18 protein-coding genes are annotated in these 23,894 nt (G+C 55.5%); 14 read left to right on the top strand and 4 right to left on the bottom strand.

The annotated features are described in order from the left end of the window. The first annotated feature begins 1 nt into the window (after position 1). Positions 2-1,060 (top strand): NAD-dependent epimerase/dehydratase family protein, encoded by a 1,059-nt coding sequence (locus LPB73_RS18755; RefSeq protein ID WP_175366938.1) that lies wholly within the window; start codon positions 2-4, stop codon positions 1,058-1,060. A 303-nt stretch (positions 1,061-1,363) separates the two neighbouring features. Beyond that, the gene (locus LPB73_RS18750; protein WP_231077834.1) at positions 1,364-2,086 is read left to right on the top strand and encodes a LuxR C-terminal-related transcriptional regulator; all 723 of its coding nucleotides are present in this window, start codon (positions 1,364-1,366) and stop codon (positions 2,084-2,086) included. 33 nt (positions 2,087-2,119) lie between these two features. Here the strand turns inward: LPB73_RS18750 and LPB73_RS18745 are convergent, their stop codons facing one another. Beyond that, positions 2,120-3,385 (bottom strand): lipopolysaccharide biosynthesis protein, encoded by a 1,266-nt coding sequence (locus LPB73_RS18745; RefSeq protein ID WP_231077833.1) that lies wholly within the window; start codon positions 3,383-3,385, stop codon positions 2,120-2,122. A gap of 438 nt (positions 3,386-3,823) precedes the next feature. Here LPB73_RS18745 and LPB73_RS18740 point away from each other — a divergent pair, with 438 nt between their 5' ends. Together LPB73_RS18740 and LPB73_RS18735 are read left to right on the top strand one after the other, a co-directional pair. Continuing rightward, positions 3,824-4,498, top strand: coding sequence for a Crp/Fnr family transcriptional regulator (locus LPB73_RS18740; RefSeq protein WP_231077832.1), 675 nt, complete (start codon positions 3,824-3,826; stop codon positions 4,496-4,498). A 45-nt stretch (positions 4,499-4,543) separates the two neighbouring features. Beyond that, positions 4,544-6,010 (top strand): undecaprenyl-phosphate glucose phosphotransferase, encoded by a 1,467-nt coding sequence (locus LPB73_RS18735; protein ID WP_231077831.1) that lies wholly within the window; start codon positions 4,544-4,546, stop codon positions 6,008-6,010. A gap of 682 nt (positions 6,011-6,692) precedes the next feature. Here LPB73_RS18735 and LPB73_RS18730 read toward each other — a convergent pair. Continuing rightward, positions 6,693-8,177: a glutamate-1-semialdehyde 2,1-aminomutase gene (locus LPB73_RS18730; RefSeq protein WP_231081186.1), complete on the bottom strand. Its 1,485-nt coding sequence runs from the start codon at positions 8,175-8,177 to the stop codon at positions 6,693-6,695. Between the two features lie 613 nt (positions 8,178-8,790). On the opposite strand from LPB73_RS18730, the gene LPB73_RS18725 reads away from it, so the two are divergent. The 3 genes from LPB73_RS18725 to LPB73_RS18715 all read left to right on the top strand — a co-directional run bounded on the left by LPB73_RS18725 (position 8,791) and on the right by LPB73_RS18715 (position 12,231). After that, positions 8,791-9,396 (top strand): dTDP-4-dehydrorhamnose 3,5-epimerase family protein, encoded by a 606-nt coding sequence (locus tag LPB73_RS18725; protein WP_231077830.1) that lies wholly within the window; start codon positions 8,791-8,793, stop codon positions 9,394-9,396. Between the two features lie 157 nt (positions 9,397-9,553). Then, complete coding sequence (locus LPB73_RS18720) at positions 9,554-10,852, top strand: class I SAM-dependent methyltransferase (protein WP_231077829.1); 1,299 nt, start codon at positions 9,554-9,556, stop codon at positions 10,850-10,852. A 41-nt stretch (positions 10,853-10,893) separates the two neighbouring features. Continuing rightward, the gene (locus LPB73_RS18715) at positions 10,894-12,231 is read left to right on the top strand and encodes a DUF4910 domain-containing protein (protein ID WP_231077828.1); all 1,338 of its coding nucleotides are present in this window, start codon (positions 10,894-10,896) and stop codon (positions 12,229-12,231) included. A gap of 94 nt (positions 12,232-12,325) precedes the next feature. On the opposite strand, the gene LPB73_RS18710 is transcribed toward LPB73_RS18715, so the two are convergent. Together LPB73_RS18710 and LPB73_RS18705 are read right to left on the bottom strand one after the other, a co-directional pair. Further along, a complete protein-coding gene (locus tag LPB73_RS18710; protein ID WP_231077827.1) occupies positions 12,326-14,305 on the bottom strand; it encodes an HlyD family type I secretion periplasmic adaptor subunit in 1,980 nt (659 codons plus the stop codon). Between the two features lie 71 nt (positions 14,306-14,376). Then, positions 14,377-16,521, bottom strand: coding sequence for a type I secretion system permease/ATPase (locus tag LPB73_RS18705; RefSeq protein WP_231081185.1), 2,145 nt, complete (start codon positions 16,519-16,521; stop codon positions 14,377-14,379). Between the two features lie 256 nt (positions 16,522-16,777). Between LPB73_RS18705 and LPB73_RS18700 the strand changes: the two genes are divergently transcribed. From LPB73_RS18700 to LPB73_RS18675, 7 genes are all read left to right on the top strand, one after another. Further along, entirely contained in the window at positions 16,778-17,995 is a 1,218-nt protein-coding gene (locus LPB73_RS18700; RefSeq protein WP_231077826.1) for a glycosyltransferase family 4 protein, read from the top strand. Further along, entirely contained in the window at positions 17,904-18,134 is a 231-nt protein-coding gene (locus LPB73_RS29250) for a glycosyltransferase (protein WP_414716806.1), read from the top strand. Before LPB73_RS18700 ends, LPB73_RS29250 begins: the two co-directional genes overlap by 92 nt. A gap of 1 nt (position 18,135) precedes the next feature. Beyond that, the gene (locus LPB73_RS18695; protein WP_093760290.1) at positions 18,136-19,269 is read left to right on the top strand and encodes a radical SAM protein; all 1,134 of its coding nucleotides are present in this window, start codon (positions 18,136-18,138) and stop codon (positions 19,267-19,269) included. Positions 19,270-19,286: 17 nt separating this feature from the next. Continuing rightward, positions 19,287-20,573 carry a glycosyltransferase family 4 protein gene (locus tag LPB73_RS18690; protein WP_231077825.1) on the top strand — a complete coding sequence of 429 codons (1,287 nt, stop codon included), beginning with the start codon at positions 19,287-19,289 and terminating at the stop codon, positions 20,571-20,573. Next, on the top strand, positions 20,570-21,781 hold the full coding sequence (locus LPB73_RS18685; RefSeq protein WP_231077824.1) for an O-antigen ligase family protein: 1,212 nt from the start codon (positions 20,570-20,572) through the stop codon (positions 21,779-21,781). The genes LPB73_RS18690 and LPB73_RS18685 overlap by 4 nt, the downstream gene beginning before the upstream one ends. 140 nt (positions 21,782-21,921) lie before the next feature. Beyond that, positions 21,922-22,905, top strand: a complete 984-nt coding sequence (galE, locus tag LPB73_RS18680; protein ID WP_120289199.1) for a UDP-glucose 4-epimerase GalE — start codon at positions 21,922-21,924, stop codon at positions 22,903-22,905. A 202-nt stretch (positions 22,906-23,107) separates the two neighbouring features. Next, positions 23,108-23,854: a hypothetical protein gene (locus tag LPB73_RS18675; RefSeq protein WP_231077823.1), complete on the top strand. Its 747-nt coding sequence runs from the start codon at positions 23,108-23,110 to the stop codon at positions 23,852-23,854. Positions 23,855-23,894 lie beyond the last annotated feature (40 nt).

Genomic DNA, 23,894 nt, shown 5'->3' with positions numbered 1-23,894 from the left:
TATGCGTGTGTTATATACAGGAGCTGATGGCTATATTGGCGCAGTACTTGGGCCAAAGCTTCTCAGCAGCGGTCATGACGCAGTTGGCATCGACACAGGCCTTTATCGCCGGGGCTGGTTGTTTGATGATGGCTGCACACGGCCAATGGTCATTTCGAAGGACACGCGCCAACTAACGACGACTGATCTTACCGGAATTGATGCGGTCGTGCACCTTGCCGAGCTGTCGAACGATCCTCTCGGCGAGAATGACCCTGGCATGACCATGGAGATCAATCACGAAGGCTCGGTCGCCTTCGCAAAGAAATGTAAGGATGCCGGCGTTCAACGATTTGTCTACGCGTCGTCATGCAGCATCTATGGCGCCTCCGGCGATGAGCTGAAGACCGAGACGTCATTGGTCGATCCGCGCACTGCTTATGCCAAATGCAAAGTTCTGGTTGAGCGCGACGTAAGGGCAATGGCCGACTCGCGCTTCACGCCGGTGTTTCTTCGCAACGCCACGGCATTCGGCGCTTCGCCGCGGCAACGTTTTGACCTGGTCTTGAACAACTTGTCCGGCTTCGCGTACACCTCTGGAACAGTGCGTGTGATGAGTGATGGGTCGCCTTTACGACCGTTGGTGCATATCGATGATATTTGCCAAGCGATTGTGTGCGCATTGGAAGCGCCCCGCGAAGCGGTGTGGGGCGAGGCCTTCAATGTCGGCGACGAGACGCAGAACTATGCGGTCCGCGACATTGCGAATATCGTCAATGAGACATTCGCCGGCTCCGTACTGACCTTTGGGCCTGCTGGAGCAGACGATCGTAGTTATCGCGTTTCATTCGCAAAGATAAAAGAGCATCTGCCAAGCTTTTGTTGCAAATGGGATGCGCGATTGGGAGCGCTGCAGCTAAAGAGCGTCTTTGAGCGCATTCAGCTTGACGAGAAAGTTTTCAATGCGGCGCCCTTTACGCGATTGGCTGAACTCCGGCATCTGCGGGATACAGAGCAATTGGATCCGCGGCTTCGTTGGACGCCAATGAAGGACATGTTCCCTGCAGTCGCGGCGGAATGACTGCCAACTAACCGCGACGTTTCCGCGCAGTCTGCATGTGCGCACCCTCGTGCCGAGTAGAATAAAGGTATTGCAATCCAGCCGAGTGCGCGATTGTCGATATTGCGAGCGCATAATTTATGCGCGTGTACCCAGATTCATACGGGTCGTCGAAAAGTTCCATTTGATTCAATGAGTTGACAAGGGGGCGTTCGTAGGTATTCTTGTTGCATTGCAGAATACTAAATTGAGCGGCGGTAGAGGGCGCCCGAAGCAGAATTATCACCGCATAAAATTGGATTACGTATACCAGGGGTTGGTGTCGTGTCAGTAATCTTAGTGGTCGACCAGCACAGCGTCTATCGAGCCGGCCTCAAGGACGTTGTTGAGGCAAGACTTCCACACTCCAGAGTAATCGAGGCGTCTCGCCTCGAGGTTTTCGAAACGGATGATTGTTTCGACTTGATCCTGATGGATCGAGCAAGCCTCAACGACCTTTCGCTTGAGGTGCTCGCGCAGGTTTATGAGCGAAGACCTGCAACGCGCGTTGCAATCATGTCGACGTCAAATACCCGCGCCGACGTATTTGGTTGCCTCTCGGCTGGGTTTCACGGATTTGTTTACAAGCTGCAATCCGACGAAGAGTTGCTGACGGCTATCAGCGATCTGCTCACTGGACGCATCTATGTTCCACGATGGCTCGCAGATGGCGATCATGGCAGCGTTGGCAGTCAGCGTACGATGACGGTCGATGTCGACAAACTTCGTTTGACGCGTCGCCAGCATGACGTGCTGCCGTTGCTGGCGCAGGGAATGTCGAACAAAGAGATCGCACGTGAGCTGAGCATCGCCGAGGGCACGAGCAAAATTCATACAGCTGCACTTCTTCGGGCGCTTGGCGCTCGCAATAGAACCGAGGCGGCGTTCATGGCCGCAAAGATTGTTGGACCGAAAGAACGTACTGCTAGCCGCGCTTCCAGCACTCGTTTCATGATCGAGGGGATGGGTATGAATGGCGGCCGATCACGCATGAGATTTCCGGCATAGAGCTGGCTGTCGTTGATCCTGGGTAACCTGGAGTTATCCCAGCGCTGGCGACTTGCTCGGCGTAGGGTCATACAGCAACGCGCCGCGCCAGATTGTGACCGCCCCAAACGTGATGATCATAGCGGTCCCCGCGCCATAAAGCCCCATGAGCGGAAGACAGAGCGACTGGGCGACGATCAGCCCAGTAACCGATGCGAGATTGGTGAGCGTCATAACGCCATCTCGGCGAGCCGTAAACAACGCCATGGCTCCAAAATCTGCCACGTTGCGCACTGCCATTCCCGCCATGATAAGCCAGAATGCCAACAGGAAGTTTCCGATAGCCGGTTGCTTCAAGTAGGGCAAGACGAGATAGAACGCCAATCCGGTCGCTGCACCCAATGCGATTGTCGAGAGCAACGTCGTGCCTAGAAACGGCATCATCAGCTTCTGGTGTTCTGAATCGCCGCCATGATGGTGTGCCTTGATCAATATGGGGCGCTGTATCTGCAGGACGGCAATGCTCACGAAGGTGCTTACGGCATTTGCGGCCGACCAATAGAGGAAGTAAATGCCGGTCAGCTCCAGCCCGAGGAAAAACGAAACCAGATAGCGATCGATATATTGGCTTGCAACAAAACCGAGATCGCTCAGGTAAATGACGAAACCTTTCCTGATCGTGGAGAAAATTCGTGGTGGGTCGATCGCCGCCAGCGAGGTTGCTGTCCACGGCCACAGTCTGGTTGTCCAGAAGAACAGAGCCAAAGCCACGATACTGCCGGCGAGCCAGAAGCACAGCAACGCGGTCATGGATCTGAGTTCCGGATACCAGATGGCCAGTGGGGTATAGACCAAGACCCAGAGGGCCCCGCGAATGAAGGCGCTTATGTTGGCCAGAAGGGGCTTTTGCAAATTTGATAGTAATTGGAAAACGTCGTTGCCGAAGTGCTCTAGCAGCGTAATCGAGATGACCAGCGACCATATGCTCGATCCGTTCAGAAAGTGCGTGACCGGAAAGGAAATCGTCAGCGCCAGGGCGTAAACGATGGTGACAAAGGACCAGTAGTGCCGCAGCAGGTCGACCAATTCAGCGAGCGTCAGCGTAACTGCATCCCGCACGATGAGATGGACCATGCCCATCCCGACTAGGCTCGGTCCCACCGCGACAACGCCGGCGCAGAGTCCAAAGACCCCTAACGATGAAAGATCGAGATAGCGGCCAACAAAGATGGCGAGCCCGAACTTGCATGCCAAGATGGTTACCCGCATCCCGAGGATAGCGACTGAGGTGGCAAGAAGCCCCGTTCTGACCAATGGCATGCGCTCTTTCGATTGGTGAAAGGGCTTCACTCGCAAGCGATATGCCGCTTCACCCGATCACGTCTCTGGATGACCTTGAAAAGCAGCGTGAGCCACTCGATGGGGCCATCTGTGAAGTCCGCATTCAATCAAAAAAGGTCAGTGCATAATTGACGGTCGTCACAGAATTCGAAGATGACATCGATACGTGAATCGCGCATATTCCGTGCGTGATAGTAAATACGTAGAATGCTGCGCTCGGCGGCAATACGCCAATATTATAGGCGCTATCATAACCAAAAATGTGCGCCAGCTAAGCGCAGAATAGTTTTCCTGACATTCGGTCTAGACCATCAGGCCGAGTTGGAACCATAGAAAACTTAGCGCACGAGCCTGAATTTTCTTAAAGTTGTCTGCATGCCACCTTCAACGCACGCTTTAACGTTGAGGGTTGGACCAATGCCGCTAGACATGGTTTCCCTAAAGCCGTCCTGCACACGCGCGCCGATTGGCCTTACTGTGCTGCCCAGCAAGATAATGCTGGATCGTACTCCCACTCCGACGATTGTTCCGCGGGGCAGAGCCCTGTTCTGGGAGGGAGAGCAACAAAACCAGAAGATCGAAATCATCGAAGGCGTCGTGCGGGCAGTGCGTCTGCTCCCCGACGGCAACCGGCAAATCCTTGCCTTTTATTGGCCAGGCGATGTTGTCATGCCCACCCAGCAGGCGTGCCAAGAATTCACAGCTGAAGCAGTTACCGACTGCCGAGTCATTCGCACCACCGTTGCCCGCGTTTGTCATCAGGGCGAGCCATGCGGGACTCATCAAGTTCTGTCGGAAACACTCTCTCTTGTACTGACGATGAGCCAGCGAACCTGCGTCGCCCGGATTGCGTGGCTTCTGCTTCGCATTCAACCTCATTTGCGCGAGGACCCGAAGCGTCCCAAAGCGCTTCGGCTGCAACTATCTCGGGCCGATATCGCCGATCATGTCGGAACATCAATTGAGACTGTCTGTCGGGCACTCGCTGATTTCAAAGCGAAAGAGCTAATTGATCTGCCAAGCCGGAAGACCATTCGCTTCATCAATCAAAATGGGTTGATGAAGGTCGCAAGCGCAAGGGCGCAGAGATAGCGGATAGTGTGGTGAAGCTCTCGAGATTTGGTAGGAGCAGATTCAATGGATCCGGTGGGCGATCGAAAGGCGGCGGCGAGACTGGAGCGACCGCACGGTCAGCACGAGTTCGGCGTACCGTCCTCCTTGTCGGTGATTTCCCCGCTCGTAGCGGCGCTTGACCTGATATGGATTGTAATTCTGTCGGTCGCGACGGGCATCATTTATGATGCTACCGCTGTCGCTGGCTATAGCAGCGCGGAAAACAACCTGGGCTCGGGAATGGCTGTCGGCATTCTGTATTCCGCTATTGCTCATGTTTCGAAGCTGTATCAAGCGTCCAATCTGCTGCGAGGCCGGTGGCAGGTTGGCAGATCCGCACTGACATGGTTGGCCGTGTTTGCGTCTCTCGCGGCTCTCGTTTTCTTGCTCAAGAGCGGCTCGACCTTCTCTCGTGGCTGGGTTTTGCTTTTCTTTGTAAGCGGCCTCGTTGTTTCTTCCGTGTTGAGATTCATCGTCGCGGAACTCTGTTCCTATGTCATCCGCTCGAAGCTTATTCGGCCGAACCGGATCGTTTTGGTCGGTCTAGAGGAGGAGCTCATCGGTAACGCAATGCTGAGTAACCTCGAGTTATATGGCTACTCTGTTTGCAAAATCGTATCGCTTCCAATGGGGCCCAGCCAATTGCTCGATCCTGCCATCCTCAAGGAACGCATGCGCGAGCTCGTTCGCTATGTCCGCCAAACCGGGGTGGACGAGGTCGTGATCGCAATGCCCTGGGCATTTCTCGATGCGGTCGGGCAAGTCGAAAGCGAGCTGCGTGTTCTCCCGATTCCAATCAAACTCGTTTCTGATCAAAGGACAGCTCGCCTGCTGGATCGACCGCTATTCGATTTTGGCCCGACAAAGGCCCTGCAACTGCAGCGTGCGCCCCTGAGTGCCATGCAGCGGACAATGAAACGATCCATGGACCAGCTGTTGGCCGCATCGGGACTCATTGTCCTGCTGCCAATGTTTGCGATTATCAGCATCGCAATACGCCTGGAGTCGCCGGGCCGGTCGTTATTTCTGCAGCAGCGGGCAGGCTTCAATGGAAAGCCGTTCAAGATCTATAAGTTCAGGACGATGAACACGCGAGACGACGGACCGGTCATTGTTCAGGCCAAGAGGAATGATCATCGTATTACGCGGCTGGGAGCGCTGTTGCGAAAGCTCAGCATTGATGAGATACCGCAGCTAATCAACGTACTTCGCGGGGAAATGTCGCTCGTGGGGCCTCGGCCGCATGCATTGGCACACGATTCTGAATACGATCAGCTCATTGCAACCTATGCCATGCGGCACAAGATCAAGCCAGGAATCACGGGCTGGGCTCAGGTCAATGGATTCCGAGGCGAAACCCCAGAGATCGGCATGATGAAGAAGAGGGTCGAAAGTGACCTGTGGTATATCGAATCGTGGTCGATCTGGCTGGACCTTCGCATCCTGGTCTTGACGGTCTTTCGGGTGCTGAAGACTGACAACGTTTATTGATGTGTTGGCGAAGCATGTTGCACGGGCGGCAGTGAAACGTCAAAACGCCTGCTGACGGCCAGTTCGGAGAAGACGCAAGTTTTACTTGCCGGCCGCGTCGCTGGGAGGTCGGGCGCCTTAGTACTGAAGCGAGTTTGCGGGCGCCCCCGTCATTTGATGAGCGCTGCTGTGTGAGCCGCATTGGGCGTAAGCGCGATTGTCATTGCGCTATCAGGGCAAAGTCTCGTTCAGCTATAGGGCGTCAACGCGCTTCTGTGCACAAGGTCACCACGGATACTGTGGCTGGGATGATCCAATTGGAGACATTGCGCTGCTGAAAAGCCGCGACGAAGGAATATCGATCTCCTACCACCAACTACCATCTAAATCTGTCGAATCACGCAGAAATCTGCCATTTTCATGTTTTAAGGTGTCTACGTGATGTGGACTGTCGATGTATGTGATACGCCGCCAGCGCGGCCGGGTTGTCCATCCACGATGTCTTTGCTCCCCTTAAGCGGATCTGCAAACTATGTCTTTGATACAGCACATCTTCGCACTTTGGCTTATCGCGCATTTGGCGTGGGCGGCACTTGTGTTGCAGAGGGAGTTGCAGAGGTCGCGGACGACCTTCTGTGGAATCGGTGGTGGCGCGGGCGAAAATGTCTCGAACGCCTCACGGGGCAATCTGTAAGTTTCGACTTTATCCTATCGTGGATTCAGCACAACGTGAGTTGCGCCGATTTCCGGCTGCAGTGTTGGAGGCTCGTGGTTTGCGTCGGGGTCTAAGCAGAGTCTTGGTGATCTGAGCGCCAGTCGGCGCGGTCGTCCCGCTGCTTGTTCTATCGCCATATCGATTGAACACGGGGCGGACGGGTCGGCCGATCAGATATGTGTCAATGCCGTCCTCGAGCGCTTTGCGATACACGTGGAGCGCTTGATCAACCGCATCGATCGTTTGATCGATATCGTCTTCGGAATGGGAATAGCTCGTCACCAGCGAAGGCGCGATAATTCCGTGGCGGCAAAGTTCTTGCAAGAACAAGGTGCGGTATGGCTGCGACGGTATCCCGTCTCCATCGCAGCAACTGTATACGAGATTGGACGGGCGCCCGGCCAGCTTGAATAACTGGCTCAAGCCATGGCGTGCCGCTGCGGCATCCACGCCGGCTTTCAATCGATCGCCTTGACGTTCCAATGTCTCAATCACGGCTTCTTCACGATAGACTTTCATCACAGCGAGCGCGGCAGCAAGTGCATGCGTTTCAGCGCCATGTGTCGTGGACAGCAAAAAGACGCGTTCTTTGTCGTGATCGCGGCCACCCTGCATCATAATCTCGCGCTTGCCCGCCAGCGCCGAAATGGCAAAGCCATTTCCAAGGGCCTTGCCGAAAGTGCTCAAATCCGGCGTTACCTTGTAGAAATTCTGCGCCGTACGCGTCGGCCATCGAAATCCCGTGATCATCTCATCGAGGATCAGAAGCGTTCCGTTGCTCGTGCAGAGCTGGCGAATTCCCTCCAAGAAGCCTTCGGTTGGCGCAACATCCTTTTCGGCCTCTAGAATGATGGCGGCAATCCTGCCCGGATAGAGCGCAAACAGCACTGCCACCGATGTCAGATCATTGTAGCGGAACGTCAATGTGAGGTCTTTTGTCTCTTCAGGAATGCCGGCGGGCATCTGCGACGTGCCGATCGCCCAGTCATCATAGGAGTAGAACGGATGGTCGGAGCAGAGCGCAACAATGTCCCGTCCTGTGTAAGCTCGCGCGAGGCGGATTGCAGCCGTGGTCGCCGTAGATCCGTCCTTGGTGAATTTTACCATCTCGGCGCCTGGAATGACCTCCAGCAGGCTTTCCGCGCATTCGACTTCGAGTGGCGACGGTCGGGTAAAATTCGACCCATGTTGTAACTCAGCCGCCGCAGCTTCAATAACGGGGGGGAAGGCATGCCCCAACCCGACGGAGCGAAGCCCCATGCCATATTCGATGAATTCCGTCCCCTCGGTGTCCCACACGTGGCAGCCTAGTCCTTTGGCAATGAAGGCTGGCGCGGAAACTGGGAACTGGTCGTCGCCCTTCGCATAAGTGTGGGCTCCGCCGGGGATTGCTGCGTGTGCTCGGATCCGCAATTGCTCGCGAACGGACGCGTCAGTGGATGAAACTCCATTCTCAAAAATGCAGTCGGGCATGACGGTAACCTCTATCGACGCGACAATACAAAAGTATCCAATGATAATTTGTCGCAGCCAGATCGAGGAGGAAACTTGCGCGTCGTCAAGTCCGAACACGTTTTCGACGAAATTAACGAGCGATCGCTGATGGGTCATAGCGAGCACGACGCTGTATAAGACCCGCTTAAGCTGGTCTGGAAGGGGGGCGCTGCGGAGACCGGCCGATGTTCACGTTGCGGCGTTGGGCGCGCGACCATGATGGTCTTCGACTATTGAGCATTGTCATGTTCAGGCGAGTTGAGAGAGTTAGCATCTATACTGCTCACGACGATCAGATGTGGATGACGCATATGGATAAGCTGAACTCACAAAATATCTTGGCTGACACCGTGATCTCGAAGGGCGAGCGCCGGAGGCTCGATTGGCCAACGGCCGTTGTCTTGCTGGCAACCGGGGCAACCATCGCCTGGATCTATGTACTGGGCAGGGCATGCGTTACGGCTATCCAATTTGCTATCTTATAGGACAGCTAGTCATCCGCGTGTTTGCACCACCAAGCGGAGCTCTCGACGCGCATAGCTGTCGTGTGCCGTTCCAAGTGGGTATGAAACTATCTTATTCGCAGGCCTAAATGATCCTTACTGAGACAGATCTGGCAGGCGCTTTCGTCATTGACGTCCAGCGACACGAGGATAGACGTGGATACTTCTCGCGTGTGTTCTGTGTTGAAGAGCTCTCCGCTCCTGGGCTGGAAACCTCGATCCGGCAAGCGAACCTGAGTTATAACTGCAAGGCAGGAACGCTAAGAGGACTGCATTTCCAATATCCGCCGTACGCAGAAGAGAAATATGTTCGCTGTGTCAGGGGCGCCGTTTTGGATGTCATCGTGGATCTTCGTCCTGAATCCAATACCTACTTGAGGCATGTTTCCGTCGAACTTTCCGCCGAAAACGGTCGCGGGCTTTATATTCCGAAGCGGTTCGCGCACGGTTTCATCACCCTGGCTGATGATACCGAACTTCTTTACTTCATGAGCACGTCTCACATGGCCGGCGGCGAGGGAGGCATCGGATATCAGGATCCGGTCCTCGGCATCAGCTGGCCGTCTGTTTCGGTAATCTCCGAGCGGGATGAGGCCTGGGCGCCTCTCAAAGGCCGCGAAGCGGAAATGCGGGCGCGTATGTCTACGCCTGCGAGCAGCGAATTGGCGCACAGTCTCATTCCGATGGCCGACTAACATCGAGCGAACGATTGCCGCAAGGCGCCGCGCCAATCCGCAATCCTATCCGTCAAATAAAGTAGTTGTGATAACTTGACAGAGGTCAAGTGAACGGGTGCGCAGACAAATACGGTTCCGGTACGAGATAACGCGAACGCGCATCAGGAGCGTACCCATGTTGAATCAAGAAGTCGCTGTGCAGTCCTTCAATTCGGCGGCGACACCGTCGTCGCATTCGGATGAAACATGTAGCTGCAGATTCTGTAGTGCTCCTCTGGAGAACGTGTTTCTCGACCTTGGGATGTCTCCTCTCGCAAATTCCTATCTGAAGAAGGATGACAATGGAGAAAAGGAGAAATTTTTCCCGCTGAAGGCCTATGTATGTAGCGAGTGCTTTCTTGTTCAGTTGGAAGAGTGGGAAAGCCCGGAGAACATCTTCGGCGATTACGCGTATTTCTCGTCATACAGCGAATCATGGCTTCAGCATGCCAAGAAGTATGTCGACAACGTAATAACTCGCTTTGGCCTCGGTCCAGATACGAGCGTCGTCGAGATCGCAAGCAATGATGGATATCTCCTGCAGTACTTTGTCGAGCATGAGATCCCGGTCCTCGGAATCGAGCCGGCGCAGAATGTTGCCGCGGTCGCCAGAGCGCGCGGTATTCCCACGCGCGTCGATTTTTTCGGTGAGCGGTCAGCCAAGACGCTTCGCCGCGAGGGGCTGCGTGCCAATCTTCTGATTGGAAACAACGTGCTGGCGCATGTGCCAAACCTGAACGATTTTGTCGGCGGGATCAGCATTCTCCTCGATGATCGTGGCGTGGCAACAATGGAATTCCCGCACCTCATGCGGCTTTTTGACGAGTGCCAGATTGATACGATTTATCATGAGCACTTTTCCTACTTCTCGTTTCTGACCGTTGAGAAGATCTTCGCATCCCACAGTATGACGTTGTTCGATGTTGAAGAGCTGTCGACCCACGGCGGTTCGCTTCGGATCTATGCACAGCACACTGGTCGCGGCCGTCATGCGATGTCGAGCCGGGTGTCAGCGTTGCGAGAAAAAGAGATCGCTGCGGGGTTCGCCAATCTGGAGCATTATCAGGCCTTCGAGGAGCGCGCCCTGGAGACGAAGCGGAAGCTGATCGAATTTCTGGAAACAGCAAAGCGTGAAGGTAAACGGGTCGTCGGATATGGAGCGCCGGCCAAGGGAAACACTCTGCTGAATTACTGCGGTGTCAGCCCCGACCTCATCGAGTACACGGTCGATAGGAACCCACATAAGCAGGGGCATTTATTGCCCGGAACGCACATCCCAATCTATGAGCCGGAAAGGATAGGTGTGACAAAGCCGGACTATATCCTGATCCTGCCTTGGAATCTGCAACAGGAAATCATCAGCCAGCTGTCATTTTCCCGCAGTTGGGGAGCAAAATTTATTGTTCCTATTCCGGAGCCCGTTGTCATCGCGTGACGATCAAAGCATCAGAATAGAGAGTGGAATGAGAGCAGGCGATGCATGATATTGTTCGGAAGGTGGTGTCGGGTCGACTCGAGAGGGGCGCTGCGACGACGGAGTTGTCGGCCGATCGCAGTGGCCAGGCCATGCATGACTTCATTGCAGATCTCTATCCGATATGCAGGAGCATTACCGGCGAGGGGGTTCGCGAAACCCTTCGTCATATTCAGAAGTATGTTCCGCTTACGACTTGCGAGGTGCCGTCGGGTTTAAAAGTTTTTGACTGGACGGTGCCATCTGAGTGGAACATCCGCGATGCTTACATCAAGAACAGCGCGGGAGAGCGCATCGTAGATTTCCGTGCGTGCAATCTTCATGTGGTTAGTTACAGCGTGCCTGTTCATGTGCGCCTTAATCTTGAAGAACTGAAGAAGCACCTCTTTTCAGATCCAGACCATCCGGACGTCATTCCGTATCGCACATCGTATTATCACGCCGCCTGGGGATTTTGCGTCACACATACACAGTTGTTGGCGCTCAAAGAAGACGAGTACGAGATTTGTATCGACTCGATGCTTGAACCCGGGCATCTGACATATGGCGACTTGCGGCTGCTGGGAAGTTCATCAGAAGAAGTCCTCATATCCTGCCACCTGTGTCATCCGTCTCTTTGTAATGACAATCTGTCCGGAATTTCCGTGGCGACAGCACTCGCCCAGTATTTGCGCAACATGGATCTACGCTACTCTTATCGATTTGTGTTTATCCCAGGCACGATCGGATCAATCACTTGGTTGGCGTTGAATCAGGCGCATCTCAGCCGGATCAAGCATGGCTTCGTTTTGACGTGTGTGGGCGACGCTGGGAGCCCGACATACAAATTAAGCCGCCAAGGCAATGCCGAAATCGATCGTGCGTGGACCTATGTATTGAAGCAAGGTGGCGAGCCCCACACAATTCAGCCTTTCTCACCATTTGGCTATGACGAGCGACAATACTGCTCGCCTGGCATCAATCTCCCGGTCGGCTCGTTCATGAGGACGCCGCACGGGAAATTCCCTGAGTACCACACATCGGCCGACAATCTGTCATTCGTGAAACCAGCGGCTCTGCGCGATTCATTGGACAGGGCAGTCGCGGCGATCGATGTGATTGAGAATAATCGAAAATATACCAATCAGAAGCCGATGTGTGAGCCGAAGCTCGGTGACTATGGTCTTTACAGCACCATTGGCGGGCGTTCTGCTGGTGAGTACCAGTTGGCGTTGCTATGGATTCTGAATATGTCGGACGGTGCAACCTCTCTGCTCGATATCGCCGAACGCTCAAGCCTGCCCTGGGGGACCCTCAAGGAGGCGGCTTCTGCATTGCAGTCCGCCGGCCTGGTGCGCTGAAGGGGGGCAGCGTCTGCCGCGCACAAGCGAGTTAGCGCGGCATATGCTGGTTCCGAGCGGTGGAGAGTACGGCGGTCGTAATTAAATCATCGTGCTACCGCTCGCGCAGACTTTCTTGTTTGTAGCGCAGCAGCGGGGACATGATGTAGCTGATAATCCGACGTGATCCGATGTTGATCTCAGCAGTGACAGCCATGCCGGCCGAAAGATCAACGGTTCTATTTTCTACATCCATCTGTTTGCGATCCACCGAGATGCGTGCGGAATATACGAGCTCCTGACCGGCTGGTTCGCTGCTGGCAGTGTCTGTAGCAGGTGAAGAATCGACGCCTCGGGCAGGCGGCTTGTTGCGGGTGATGGCATCCTTCGAGATACTCAGAATCTTGCCGCTCAGAAGGCCGTAGCGCGTGAAATTGAACGTATCGACCTTGATAGCCACGTCTTGGCCTGGTTCAACAAACCCGATGTCCCTGTTGGAAATATTGGCTTCGATTTCCAGGCGGCTGTCCTCCGGGACAATCAGCATGAGCGTTTGGGCAGGAGTGGCGACCCCGCCAACAGTGTGAACGGCCAGTTGCTGGACGGTACCGTCGATAGGAGCCGTCAAGGTCTGTAGCGCGGTGCGGCGCTCCGCCTTGATGACGTCCTGCGTGAGCCCCGCGACCTTCTGTTCCGCCTTGGCCAATTCCTCGAAGAGCGACCTTTCATATTCTGCGACGGCCTTTGTTCGCATTTCGACTAACACCGCAATTGCAGCCTCCGCTTCGCTATGGCGGCTGTCCTGTACGGTCAGCTCCTGGCGTTGGGTAACCAAGTCCTGCAATTCGGTGAGATAATTGATCTTCGAGCCCAGGCCCTTCTGAAACAGCTGCTCCCGGATTTCGACCCTTTGCTGCAAGGGATTCAAGACGGCGCGTAATTTCTCGCTCAATGCCTTGGAAGTCGCTCGTTCGGCCTCCTTTTGCGCGATCTGGCCATTGATGGTTGCGAGTTTGGCAGCTTGCTCGGCTGTCTGGCTGATAAGAAAGCGCCGGTGCATCTCAACGAGGGCCAAGGGCGCATGGTCCGGCGGGGCAAAGGCAGTCAGGGGATTCAGCGCTTTATTCAAAGCCGCCTTCAGCCGTGCCACGTCAAGCTCCGACCCAAGGAGGTCACTTTTGAGGTGGCCAAGTTCTGCGGTGCTCATCGTGGCATCGAACGCGATCAATGGATCGCCGCTCCGCACGGCCTGGCCGTCCGTGACGCTGATCGCTCGAATGACGCCGGCTTCGAGAGGCTGGATTGATTTCGTGCGTCCGCTCGGGACGAATTTCCCCGGTGCGGTGGCCACAATATCGACGGTGCCGAATGTTGCCCAGATGAGCGCAAATGTGAAGATGGAAGCAATAGTATACGCAACCGCGCGCCCGATTGGAGACGGAGGGGTTTCCACGATTTCGAGGGCAGCGGGCAGGAATGCCAATTCATGAACTTGAGACGCCTGATCCCTTGGCTTCAGGTTGGCCACAGCGCTACCGAATTTTCGAGCTTGACTGGACACTGCGGCGGCGCCCCGTCGTGCAGTGACCAGAACCGCGACCTGGCCCGGGGGGCTATGCGACGTGGCCTGGTCGAGCCGGCGTGGCTTCTGGAGGATTCGTGTCAGCAGTTTGCGAATCCTCAGTGTCGATGCGGATACTGGAGATAACCTTTGGATCAGAAGGAGGCGTCCGTCCCAGAGTGAGGTGAATTGTGCCTCACTCAGAACGCTTGGACGAGATGCACCAGCATGGAGAACGACGACCTTCTCGCCGGCGACGCTACCGACAATCGAGAAACTGCCATTGCGAAGAGGAATGATGCCCGGCAGTGCATATTTGGGAAGGTCAATCCACCTTGTCTCGATACATCGTGCGGACAGCTCGGCCTTCCGTGCGTAAGCTAGGATGCTTGCAACATCGACGGGACCGTTGTTGCTGATGCTACGCAGCAGGGCAACGTCGACCTCCAATCCGGCCAGGCGTAACAGCATCTCCAGGGCAAAGAAGCCAGGATCGTCGCTACTGTGCAAGGATGTGGTCTCAAGTACGGTCAAACTGCGTCTCTCGTTCTTGGGAAAATTCGAATCCCGAGTAAGAATAATCTGGCAATGCATCGAGACAGGGATCAAGCCGGGTCATGAAACCCCGCCTGCAAACGATAAAGCTTGGCATAGCGCCCGCCGGCTTTTATGAGCTCCTGATGGGTACCGTCCTCGACCAGCCGTCCATTCTCGATCGTAATGATGCGATCGGCCATGCGGAGGGCGGAAAGGCGATGAGCAATAATGAATACTGTACGCCCCTTGGCGATCTGCGCCATATTCTTTTGGACAATCCGTTCGCTTTCGTAGTCGAGCGCGCTTGTAGCCTCATCGAAGATTAGAATACGGGGATCAGTTATGAGCGCGCGCGCGATGGCGACGCGTTGGCGCTGGCCGCCCGACAATGTGTTGCCCCGCTCGCCGACGACAGTATCGTAGCCTTCCGGAAGCTCGATGATAAAGTCATGGGCGCCCGCGAGAGCGGCAGCTTCGACAACTTTTCCGGCAGGTGTCGCTGGATCAACCAAAGCGATGTTTTCGCGAATGGAAGCGTTAAGCAGAACGCTATCCTGCAGGACAACGCCAATCTGCCGACGAAGCCAACTTGGATCGACCTGTGCGATGTCGACGCCGTCGACCAGCACCCGGCCCGTTTCGGGGACATAGAGGCGCTGAACCAGTTTTGCGAGCGTGCTCTTGCCCGACCCGGATGGGCCAACCACTCCAATGACCTGTCCAGCAGGACAATAGATGTTGATGTTGTGGAGGATTTCCGGTCCATCGATGCGATAACGGAACGTTACATGTTCAAAGCGGACGTCCCCTCTGATGGCCGCAAGCGACATCCGACTGGGCATATAGGCTGGCTCCGGAGCGGTATTCAGGATGTCACCAAGCCGGGCAACCGAGAGGCGTGTTTGCTGAAAGTCCTGCCAGAGTTGGGCCAGTCTGAGAATTGGTGCGTTGACACGGCCCGCGAGTAGATTGAATGCCACCAGTTCGCCAACGGTCAGGTCACCACTGATGACCAGTTTGGCGCCAAAGTATAGAATCAGCGCACTCACGATTTTGCTAATGAACTGAATGAACTGGCTGGTGAAATTGCCCAGACTGAGGACGCGAAAGCTGGCAGACACATAGGCTGCCAGCTGCTCCTCCCAGCGCCGCTGCATCTGGGGCTCGACCGCCATTGCCTTCAACGTTTCGATGGCAGTGACACTTTCGACCAGAAATGCCTGGTTCTCGGCGCCGCGCCTGAATTTTTCATCGAGCCGGTACTGGAATAGCGGCGTCGCAACCGCAGAGATGACGACATAAATGGGAAACGCGGCGACGACGATCCAGGTGAGTAGGGGCGAATAGACAAACAGAACGCCAATGAAGATGATCGTGAAGAACAGGTCGATGGCAACGGTCAAAGACGAACTGGTGAGAAAATTCCGGATGTTCTCCAGCTCACGGACGCGCGCCACGGAGTCGCCGACGCGCCGGGTCTGGAAATAGCCGATCGGAAGCGCCAGTAGATGTCGGAACAACCGGGCGCCAAGCTCTACGTCGATGCGGTTGGTGGTGTGAGACAGGAGATAGGTCCGAAGAATCGAAAGGACGGTCTCGAACAAAGCGATGGCAATCAGGCCAATCGCGAGCACGTCGAGGGTGCTCATACTGCGATGAACAAGAACCTTATCGACCACAACCTGGAAAAAGAGCGGAGAGACCAGCGCAAATAGCTGGAGAAAGAACGAAGCAAGGAGAACTTCGCTCAACAGCCAGCGGTACTTGTAGATTGCCGCGATGAACCAGGTGAGGTCGAACCGCCGAGCCAGATCTGAAAGGGTTGCCCGTCTCGTCATCAAGAGAAGAGGGCCGTCCCATACGGTTGTCAGCTCGGATGGCGTCATCATTGTCGGCTGCGATCGACCCGGCTGTAGGACAATGACCCTCTCGGGCTCGACCTTGCCGAGCAGGAGGAACTGACCGTCCTTGAGAAGCGCCAGGGCCGGCATTGGCACCTTGGACAGCCGCACCCAACTGCTGCGCACAATGCGCGCCTTTAGGCCGAGATCCTTGGCGCAACGGAGCATCTCAGCCACGCCGATGAGCTTGTGACCGAACTGATGTCGAATGCGCTCCGGGTCAATGCTCAGCCCCTGAAATCTGAGCATCATGACGAGAGCTATAAGACCGCCGTCAGGCTTTGCTGCTGTTGGCTCGAGGTGCTCTTCCATTGGTCCCCTCGCGCCGCGCGGCACCTGTGCTGCTACCATGTCGCGCTCGAGCCGCAGTAATGATCCGATCCAATTCTGGCGCCGAAATAGAGGAGAAGTTCAGGCAGATGTCGTTGAGAGAGACTCTATTGCGCTGCGCTAAGCGGAGTTGACGCCCGTCAATATCACTGTCGTACCTACGCATACGCTTCGTTCATGGGTCGTTTGAGAGACGTCTGAGAGATGGCTTCAACCCATAAAGACGAGGTCATTACGCATGCCCGCCAGTAGCGCGTTCCGCAACGAGAACATCGTGATGCTAAGGCCGTCGCAGGCCGAACGTAGCGCGGACGGAGGCACCGATATTCAACGGCCGACACTGAGTTGCGCTGCGGATCAGGTCGAAAAGATCCTTGTCGCGAATAAATTCTTCTTCCGGAATGGCGGCTCAGAGGCCGTTATGTTCGACGAAATGGACTGGATGAAGGGGCGCGGCATCGACGTCATGGAGTTCTCCATGCGCGACAGTCGCAATCGCCCGTCGAAATACGAATCTTACTTCGTTTCCGAGAAGAGCTACAAGGCGGGGTCGAGAAGCAGCAAAATAAAAGCGGCGATCTCCTTCGTTCGGTCTCAGGAAGCCGTAAGTAATATTTCCGCGCTCATACGCGACGAGAATCCCAACCTTTTACATTGCCACAACATCTACCATCAGCTGACGCCGTCGATCATCAATGCCGCTGCGCGGCTTCATACGCCAGTCGTCCTGACGCTGCACGACTACAAGCCGGTTTGCCCGGTCTACACGCAACTGTCGAATGGCGCAGTCTGCACAGACTGCACCAGCGGACGTTTCGAATCGATTTTGCGTAAACGATGTGCGGACGGGTCGCTGGGGCGAAGTGCGTTACTTTGGGCGGAAGCGCGCTATCACGCGGTGGCGCAAAGTTATCAACGTGTTAGTCAATTCATCGCGCCCAGTCGATTCATGCGTGACGCCGTCGCACGCCGGTTTGGAGACGCGAAAGTCACGCATATTCCCAATGGTATCGACGCCTCTGCGATCCAGGTATCTCGTGAAGATGGCGGCTATGTCCTCTATCTCGGGCGACTTTCGTCGGAAAAAGGTGTGGCCACCCTGCTGAAAGCACATGCTGCAGACAGTGCCATTTGGCGGCTTGTGGTGGCCGGGACCGGGCCTCTGTTATCTGAGCTCCGGACGCAATTTCCAGACGCCGAGTTCAAGGGACATCTGGCTGGTGCAGATCTGACGAGTGTCATTCGCGGAGCCGCCGTCGTTGTGGTGCCTTCGGAGTGGCACGAAAACAGCCCGCTCTCGATCCTGGAGGCGATGGCGCACGGAAAAAACCGTTCTTGCATCGCGAATTGGTGGAATTCCCGAGTTGGTCAGAGACGGATTGACCGGGCTGCTGTTTGCCTCGAAGGACGTTCACGACCTATCGAGCAAAATTCGACTGCTGCTCGCGGACCGTGACCTCCGTGGGCGACTTGGTGCTGAGGCCAGGAAGGTCGTCGAAGCCGAATACTCGCTTCAAACCCATGGGGCGGCGCTGCTCGCGCTCTACCAAAGCGTCGTGAATCCCCTGAAGGAACAGAACAGAGTCGGAGTATAAAATGGATCTCACTATCATTTCGACGTTCCGCTGCAATTCCAAGTGCCAGATGTGCTATATTTGGCAGAACCCGACCGATCCGCGGGAAGAGATATCACTCGAGACACTGTCGAAACTGCCACCTGGCTTCGACAACCTCAATGTGTCGGGTGGCGAGCCAACACTTCGCAAAGATCTCGCCGAGATCGCGGACCTGCTTTATCCGAAAGCGCGGGTCCTCGAGATTTCGTCGAATGGCCTGCATCCCGAACGCCTGGTTCCAATCATCAAGAAGTATCCGAACATCAAGGTTCGGTTCTCCGTCGAAGGTGACCAAGTAACCAGCGATACGATCCGGGGCGAGAAGGGCGGCTATGCCACGAAGGTCGCCGGGCTCCGGATGCTGAAGGAGGCGGGCGGCACGGATCTTGGCTTTGCGATGGTGATCCAGGACGAGAATGTCGATCAGCTGGTCGATGTCTACGAATTCGCCCGCAAGGAAGGCTACGAACTCGCAACCTCGACGCTGCATAACGCTTGGCAATTCTACAAGAACGACAACTATTTCTATGATCGGCGCAGTGTCGCGCGCAAGGTCGAGGGGCTCGTCGAGGCGCTGTTGAAAAGCAACAAGCCGAAGAACTGGTTCCGCGCCTATCTGAATCTCGGTTTGATCGAGAAGATTCTCGGTCACGACAGGCTCATTCCCTGCAGCGCCGGAAAGGATTTTGCGTTCATCGATCCGTGGTCGGATGTCTGGGCTTGCAACGTCCGGTCCGATCTTCCGATGGGAAATCTTGCAAAGCAGTCGTGGGATGAGATCGCCAACAGCGACACCGCCCGGAAAACGCTCGGCAAGGTCGCTGGATGCGCACAGAACTGCTGGATGGTGACCACCGCACGGACAGCGATGCGATCCCGGATCGTGCCGCAACTGCCAAAGCAGGAGCCATTGATGTGGGTTCTGAAAAACAAAGCCAAGGTGTCGATGGGCAAGAAGATCTGCTTCGACAGCTATATCGACTATTCGGATGCGCGGCCGTCGCCGCATGTCGAGCGACCGTCATTCCTGGACAAGACCGTCAAGGCCAAGCTGGTCAAGGGGCGCATAACAACTGACCAACATTACCCACTGAAGTCATTCATCAACAACTAAGAGCGGGGAGTGGCGTCATGGGTAAGGGAGAGGTCTACACGTTCGGGTTTCGTGGCTTCCCGGACGTTCAGGGCGGGATCGAGAACCATGTCGAGAATCTCGCACCGAGGCTTGCGAAGCTCGGACAGGGTGTAACGGCCTGCGTGCGATCGCCATATGTGGACGCGCAGGAAGGCGATGCTTGGCGCGGAGTGAGGATCCTTCGCCTCTGGACTGTTCGCAGTGTGTATCTCGAAACGTTGCTGCACTCGCTGATCTGTGCGCTCGTCGCCGGGATTAAGCGACCGAGCGTCGTGCATATTCACGGAATCGGCCCGGCGATTGTGACGCCGTTGCTGCGATTATTTGGCTTGCGCGTGGTCGTGACGCATCATGGCGAGGACTACAATCGAGAGAAATGGGGTTGGGCTGCGCGGACGATTCTGCGGACCGGCGAGGCATTCGGAATGCGATACGCGCATAAGCGGATAGCTGTCAGTCGCAGCATCGGTCAGCTCATCGAGGAGAAGTATGAAAAGACGTGCGATGTCATACCAAATGGGGTCGTATTTTCCGAGCTTCCGCTGAACACAGACAAGATCAACGCGCTGGGTCTCGAAGCGGGGCGGTATGTCTTGACGGTTGGGCGGCTGGTCCCCGAGAAGCGGCAGATCGATCTCTTGCGGGCGTTCGAGGGACTGAAATCGGATGGATGGAAGCTCGTTATCGTTGGGCGGATCGATCACAAGAACGAATACGCAGATCGGCTTGTGATCGAGGCGCAAGGCCAGGACAACGTTGTGATGGCCGGATACCAAAGCGGCGAGACGTTGCGTCAGCTCTATGCGCATGCGGGACTTTTCGTATTGCCGTCGTCGCATGAAGGATTACCAATCGTCCTACTCGAAGCCTTGAGTTATGGGCTTCCGGTGTTGGTTAGTGACATTCCGTCAAACTGCGAAGTTGTGACGGATCCAGCCAATATCTTTCAGGTTGGCGATTGCGAAGAACTCAGATCGAAGATGGCTGCTCTCACTGCGATTCGGATGGGAGCGGCCGAGCGCGAGACGATTCGACACGAGAGTACGCGCCGTTATGACTGGAATGATATCGCTTCGAAGACGCTCGAAATTTATGATGCCGTGATGGGAGCGTCCCACCCGGACAGATCGACGACGCGTCCGCAGAAGGACAAGGATGACCTCATCGTCAGACCCCCAATTGGCCGCCGGCAGAAGCGACGACCATCGATGGTGGTGTCGGAGGTTGCGGTGATGAGGGCAAAGGCTGAGGAAGCGATCACCGATATGAGTGGCCGTCGATGAGCGAATCTGCGATCGAAGGCCGACCCACTGTTGCGGTACCGAAGTCGTCTTACTTCTCGATGTTCTGCATCGGCTTGTTGATCGTCAATCTTTGCGCATTTCTTTATCACTTTCTGGGAGCGCAAGTCTTCAATGCCGTGGGAAACGCCGTCAGCCTCGCGATCATCGCATATTCAATTCAGATCATTATGCAGTCGAAGCGGGAAGACGGCGCGGCGAAGGGATATCTGCTCGTCGCGCTGGTGACGACGACGTTAAGTGTCATCTACAATCTGCAGGTTGCGTCGATGACGGATGCTCTCAAGTACCTGTCAATCTATGTGTTCTATGCTGCGGGACGCGCAACCGGTGGCAAGATGAAACCGATCGAGTTGCGCTGCATTGTTGCGCTCGGCATTGTGCCGATACTTTTCTTGCTGACCAAAGGGAGCAGCAAGGTTTACGAGAATGAGAGCTTTGCGAGTGAAGTCTTCTCGTATTTTCCGAACGCGAATACCGGTGTTCTGTATTTTTCTGCGCTTCTGTTTGCGGTAACGCAGCTCTACGGCAACCGGGTCATTCTGTTCCAGTTCATCAATGCTATCGTCATGAACAAGCTGGGGGCAGCCGTCGCGACAGCAGTGGCATCCTGCTTGTGGATCGTCATGCCGATCCGGAGCAGTTCTATCGTTGCTCTTATTGCCGTTGGCATAGGCGGTGCTGTCGCGCTGTCGGTTGGCGCCCTAGATCGCGGAATTGCGACGTTCGACAACTTGATGCTGGTATTCAGCATGGATCCGAGCGCGATTGCGTCAATGTCCTACAAGCAGCTTGTCACCATGACGGGTTCCACAGATCTTTCGGCATTCTTTCGTCTGATACATTGGACGGATATCTGGAATGTGTATTCGAGCCAGGGGACCGGTGTTTTTCTCTTCGGTTACGGATCGGGGCAAACGGCGCTTGTCACCTATGCCGCGCTCGTTGCGCATAACGACTATCTGCGCATTCTGGTAGAGTACGGTTTGATCAATCTCGCTATCTTCGTTCCATTTCTGATCCACGTTTACCGATCACTTCCGGTTGGAGCGACGCGAGTTCTGTTTGTCGTTCTCTGTATCTATTTCTTCTCGGAGAACCTTCTCGATAATTTTACATCGATGGCCCTGTACTTTGCCTATGCGGGCCGGGCGTCGGTGATGCATGTTCCGACGCGCAGGCGAGCGTAAGGAAAAGGGCGCGATACATCAGTCGGGAGACCGACGAAAAAGAATTTCTCTAGCTGGCCCGAGATGTCGAACCGTGAAGATTGTAACGGCTGAACGTGGTGGTCCGTATGTGAGGCCGAGCGCTGCGTGTGGGGTGGATGATGAGTGAGACGCCGAATGTCGTGGTCGTGGGCGGCGCTGGGTATATAGGGTCGCATTGCTGCAAGGGTCTTGCAGAAGCCGGCTATCGTGCAATTTGCTATGACAATCTGTCGACGGGACATCGATCATCGGTCAAGTGGGGCCCATTGATCGAAGGCGATATTCACGATCAGCGACGCTTGGCGGAGACGATTGAGAAATATCGCGCCGTGGCGGTGTTTCACTTCGCCGCCTCGAGCCTCGTCGGCGAATCCGTCAGTGATCCGGAAAAATACTACAGAAATAATGTTGAAGGCACGGTGAGTCTGTTGCGTGCCATGCGCGATGCGTCGTGCAAGACATTGGTGTTCTCGAGCAGCGGCGCTGTCTATGGATGCGTCGATAAGGATTTGATTGAAGAGAGTGAAGTCCTGCAGCCGATCAATCCATATGGGAGAACCAAGCGGATCGTCGAGGACATGTTGGCGGATTTCGGTGAAGCCTATGGCCTGGCGACAATCTGCCTGCGATACTTTAACGCGAGTGGTGCGGATATTGGCGGAGAGATTGGCGAAGACCATTCCCCCGAGACGCATCTAATCCCGCGCGCTATTCTGGCGACGCAGGGCAAGCTGGATGATTTTGCGATTTTCGGAGACGACTATGCGACTCCCGATGGCACAGCCATACGTGACTATATTCACGTTACGGATCTGGCGCAGGCTCATGTCCTTGCCTTGAAGCATCTTCGCGCGGGTGGGGCCGGTGGATGCTTCAATCTGGGAACGGGAAGGGGATACTCCGTCAAGGAGATTATCGGTCAAATTCGGCGTGAGACGAATAGGGAGACGCCGTTCGTCATCAAGCCTCGGCGGAATGGCGATCCGCCGGTTCTGGTTGCAAATCCGGGGCGCGCCAAGGCAGTTCTGGGCTTCCAGCCCAGGTATTCCGACCTTTCGACCATCGTCGGCTCTGCATGGAAGTGGCATCAGCGAGCGACCTGAGAGAGACGCGGTATGCGATGCGCTCTCACGCAGTCATAGGCTGTCGGTTTGCCGTTATTATTCGGCTATCCAAATCGCACCGGATTGAACACTGGTGGCGCCGGCGTGCGAACATGCTAAAGGGAAGCGGTACGTAGACCCTGGACGCCGGTTCGTGCGCACACCGACTGGCAATCTGTTTAGGCTGAGATAGCCGGCGCCAATGACCATTGTTGAAGCAGAAGCTGCCGCCTCGCAGATCGCAGCAGGCTTGCTCGATCGGATCATAGATGATGCCAAGGTTAGCCTGAGCGTCGCCGATGCACCCTACCTCAGCTCGTTGCCGGAATTCGCGAGAAATCCGATCGCCGTGGCACATGATAAGCTCAGGGAAATTGTAGAAGCGTTATTGCAATTTGAGACGGTCTGCGAAGATGCATGGGAGTTTCAGAGAATCGCGAGCGGTCTGACGCAGGCAGAGGAGGCCAGCCGTCCGTATCAGCGTCTGAGATTCGTGCATTCCCATTTGGAGTATCTGTGCACCTCGTTCGACGAAGCGGTTATGCGTTTTGGGGTCTGTTATAACGCTGGGCTCGAATTGCTATCTGCCGATGAAGAGCCGGTCGATGTTGGGTCGTTGACGCCGGGTATCCGCTCCAATTTGCAGGCGGCGCATGGTGAGACGTTGCCAAATGTGGGGCCGTGGTATACGGCTTCACCGAAATCGGCCGAGTTTCCGTTTCTCAATACGCCACGGATCGCAAGTCGCTGGCCAGATGAGTGGCCGTCTTTCGCGGAATTCTATGCTGAAGCCGATAAGGCGCTGACTCGTGAAATCCAGCGCTGCTGCGAGGAGATGCGAGCGAGATCCACGAGTATTGTTCTCGCCCATGGACCGGCTGTTCTTGAATTAGTTGGTCGACACAACACGATCGTTAGAAATTTCCAGTCGCAAAATCACACTCCGTGAGGAGTGAGAAAAGGCTCCTCGAGGGGCGCGCGTCTGGAGC

It is taken from the genome of Tardiphaga sp. 37S4, assembly GCF_021044645.1.
GTDB classification, from domain to species: Bacteria; Pseudomonadota; Alphaproteobacteria; order Rhizobiales; family Xanthobacteraceae; genus Tardiphaga; species Tardiphaga robiniae.
The sequence above is the reverse complement of the archived record's forward strand: the minus strand, read 5'-3'. Positions and strand labels throughout refer to the sequence as shown.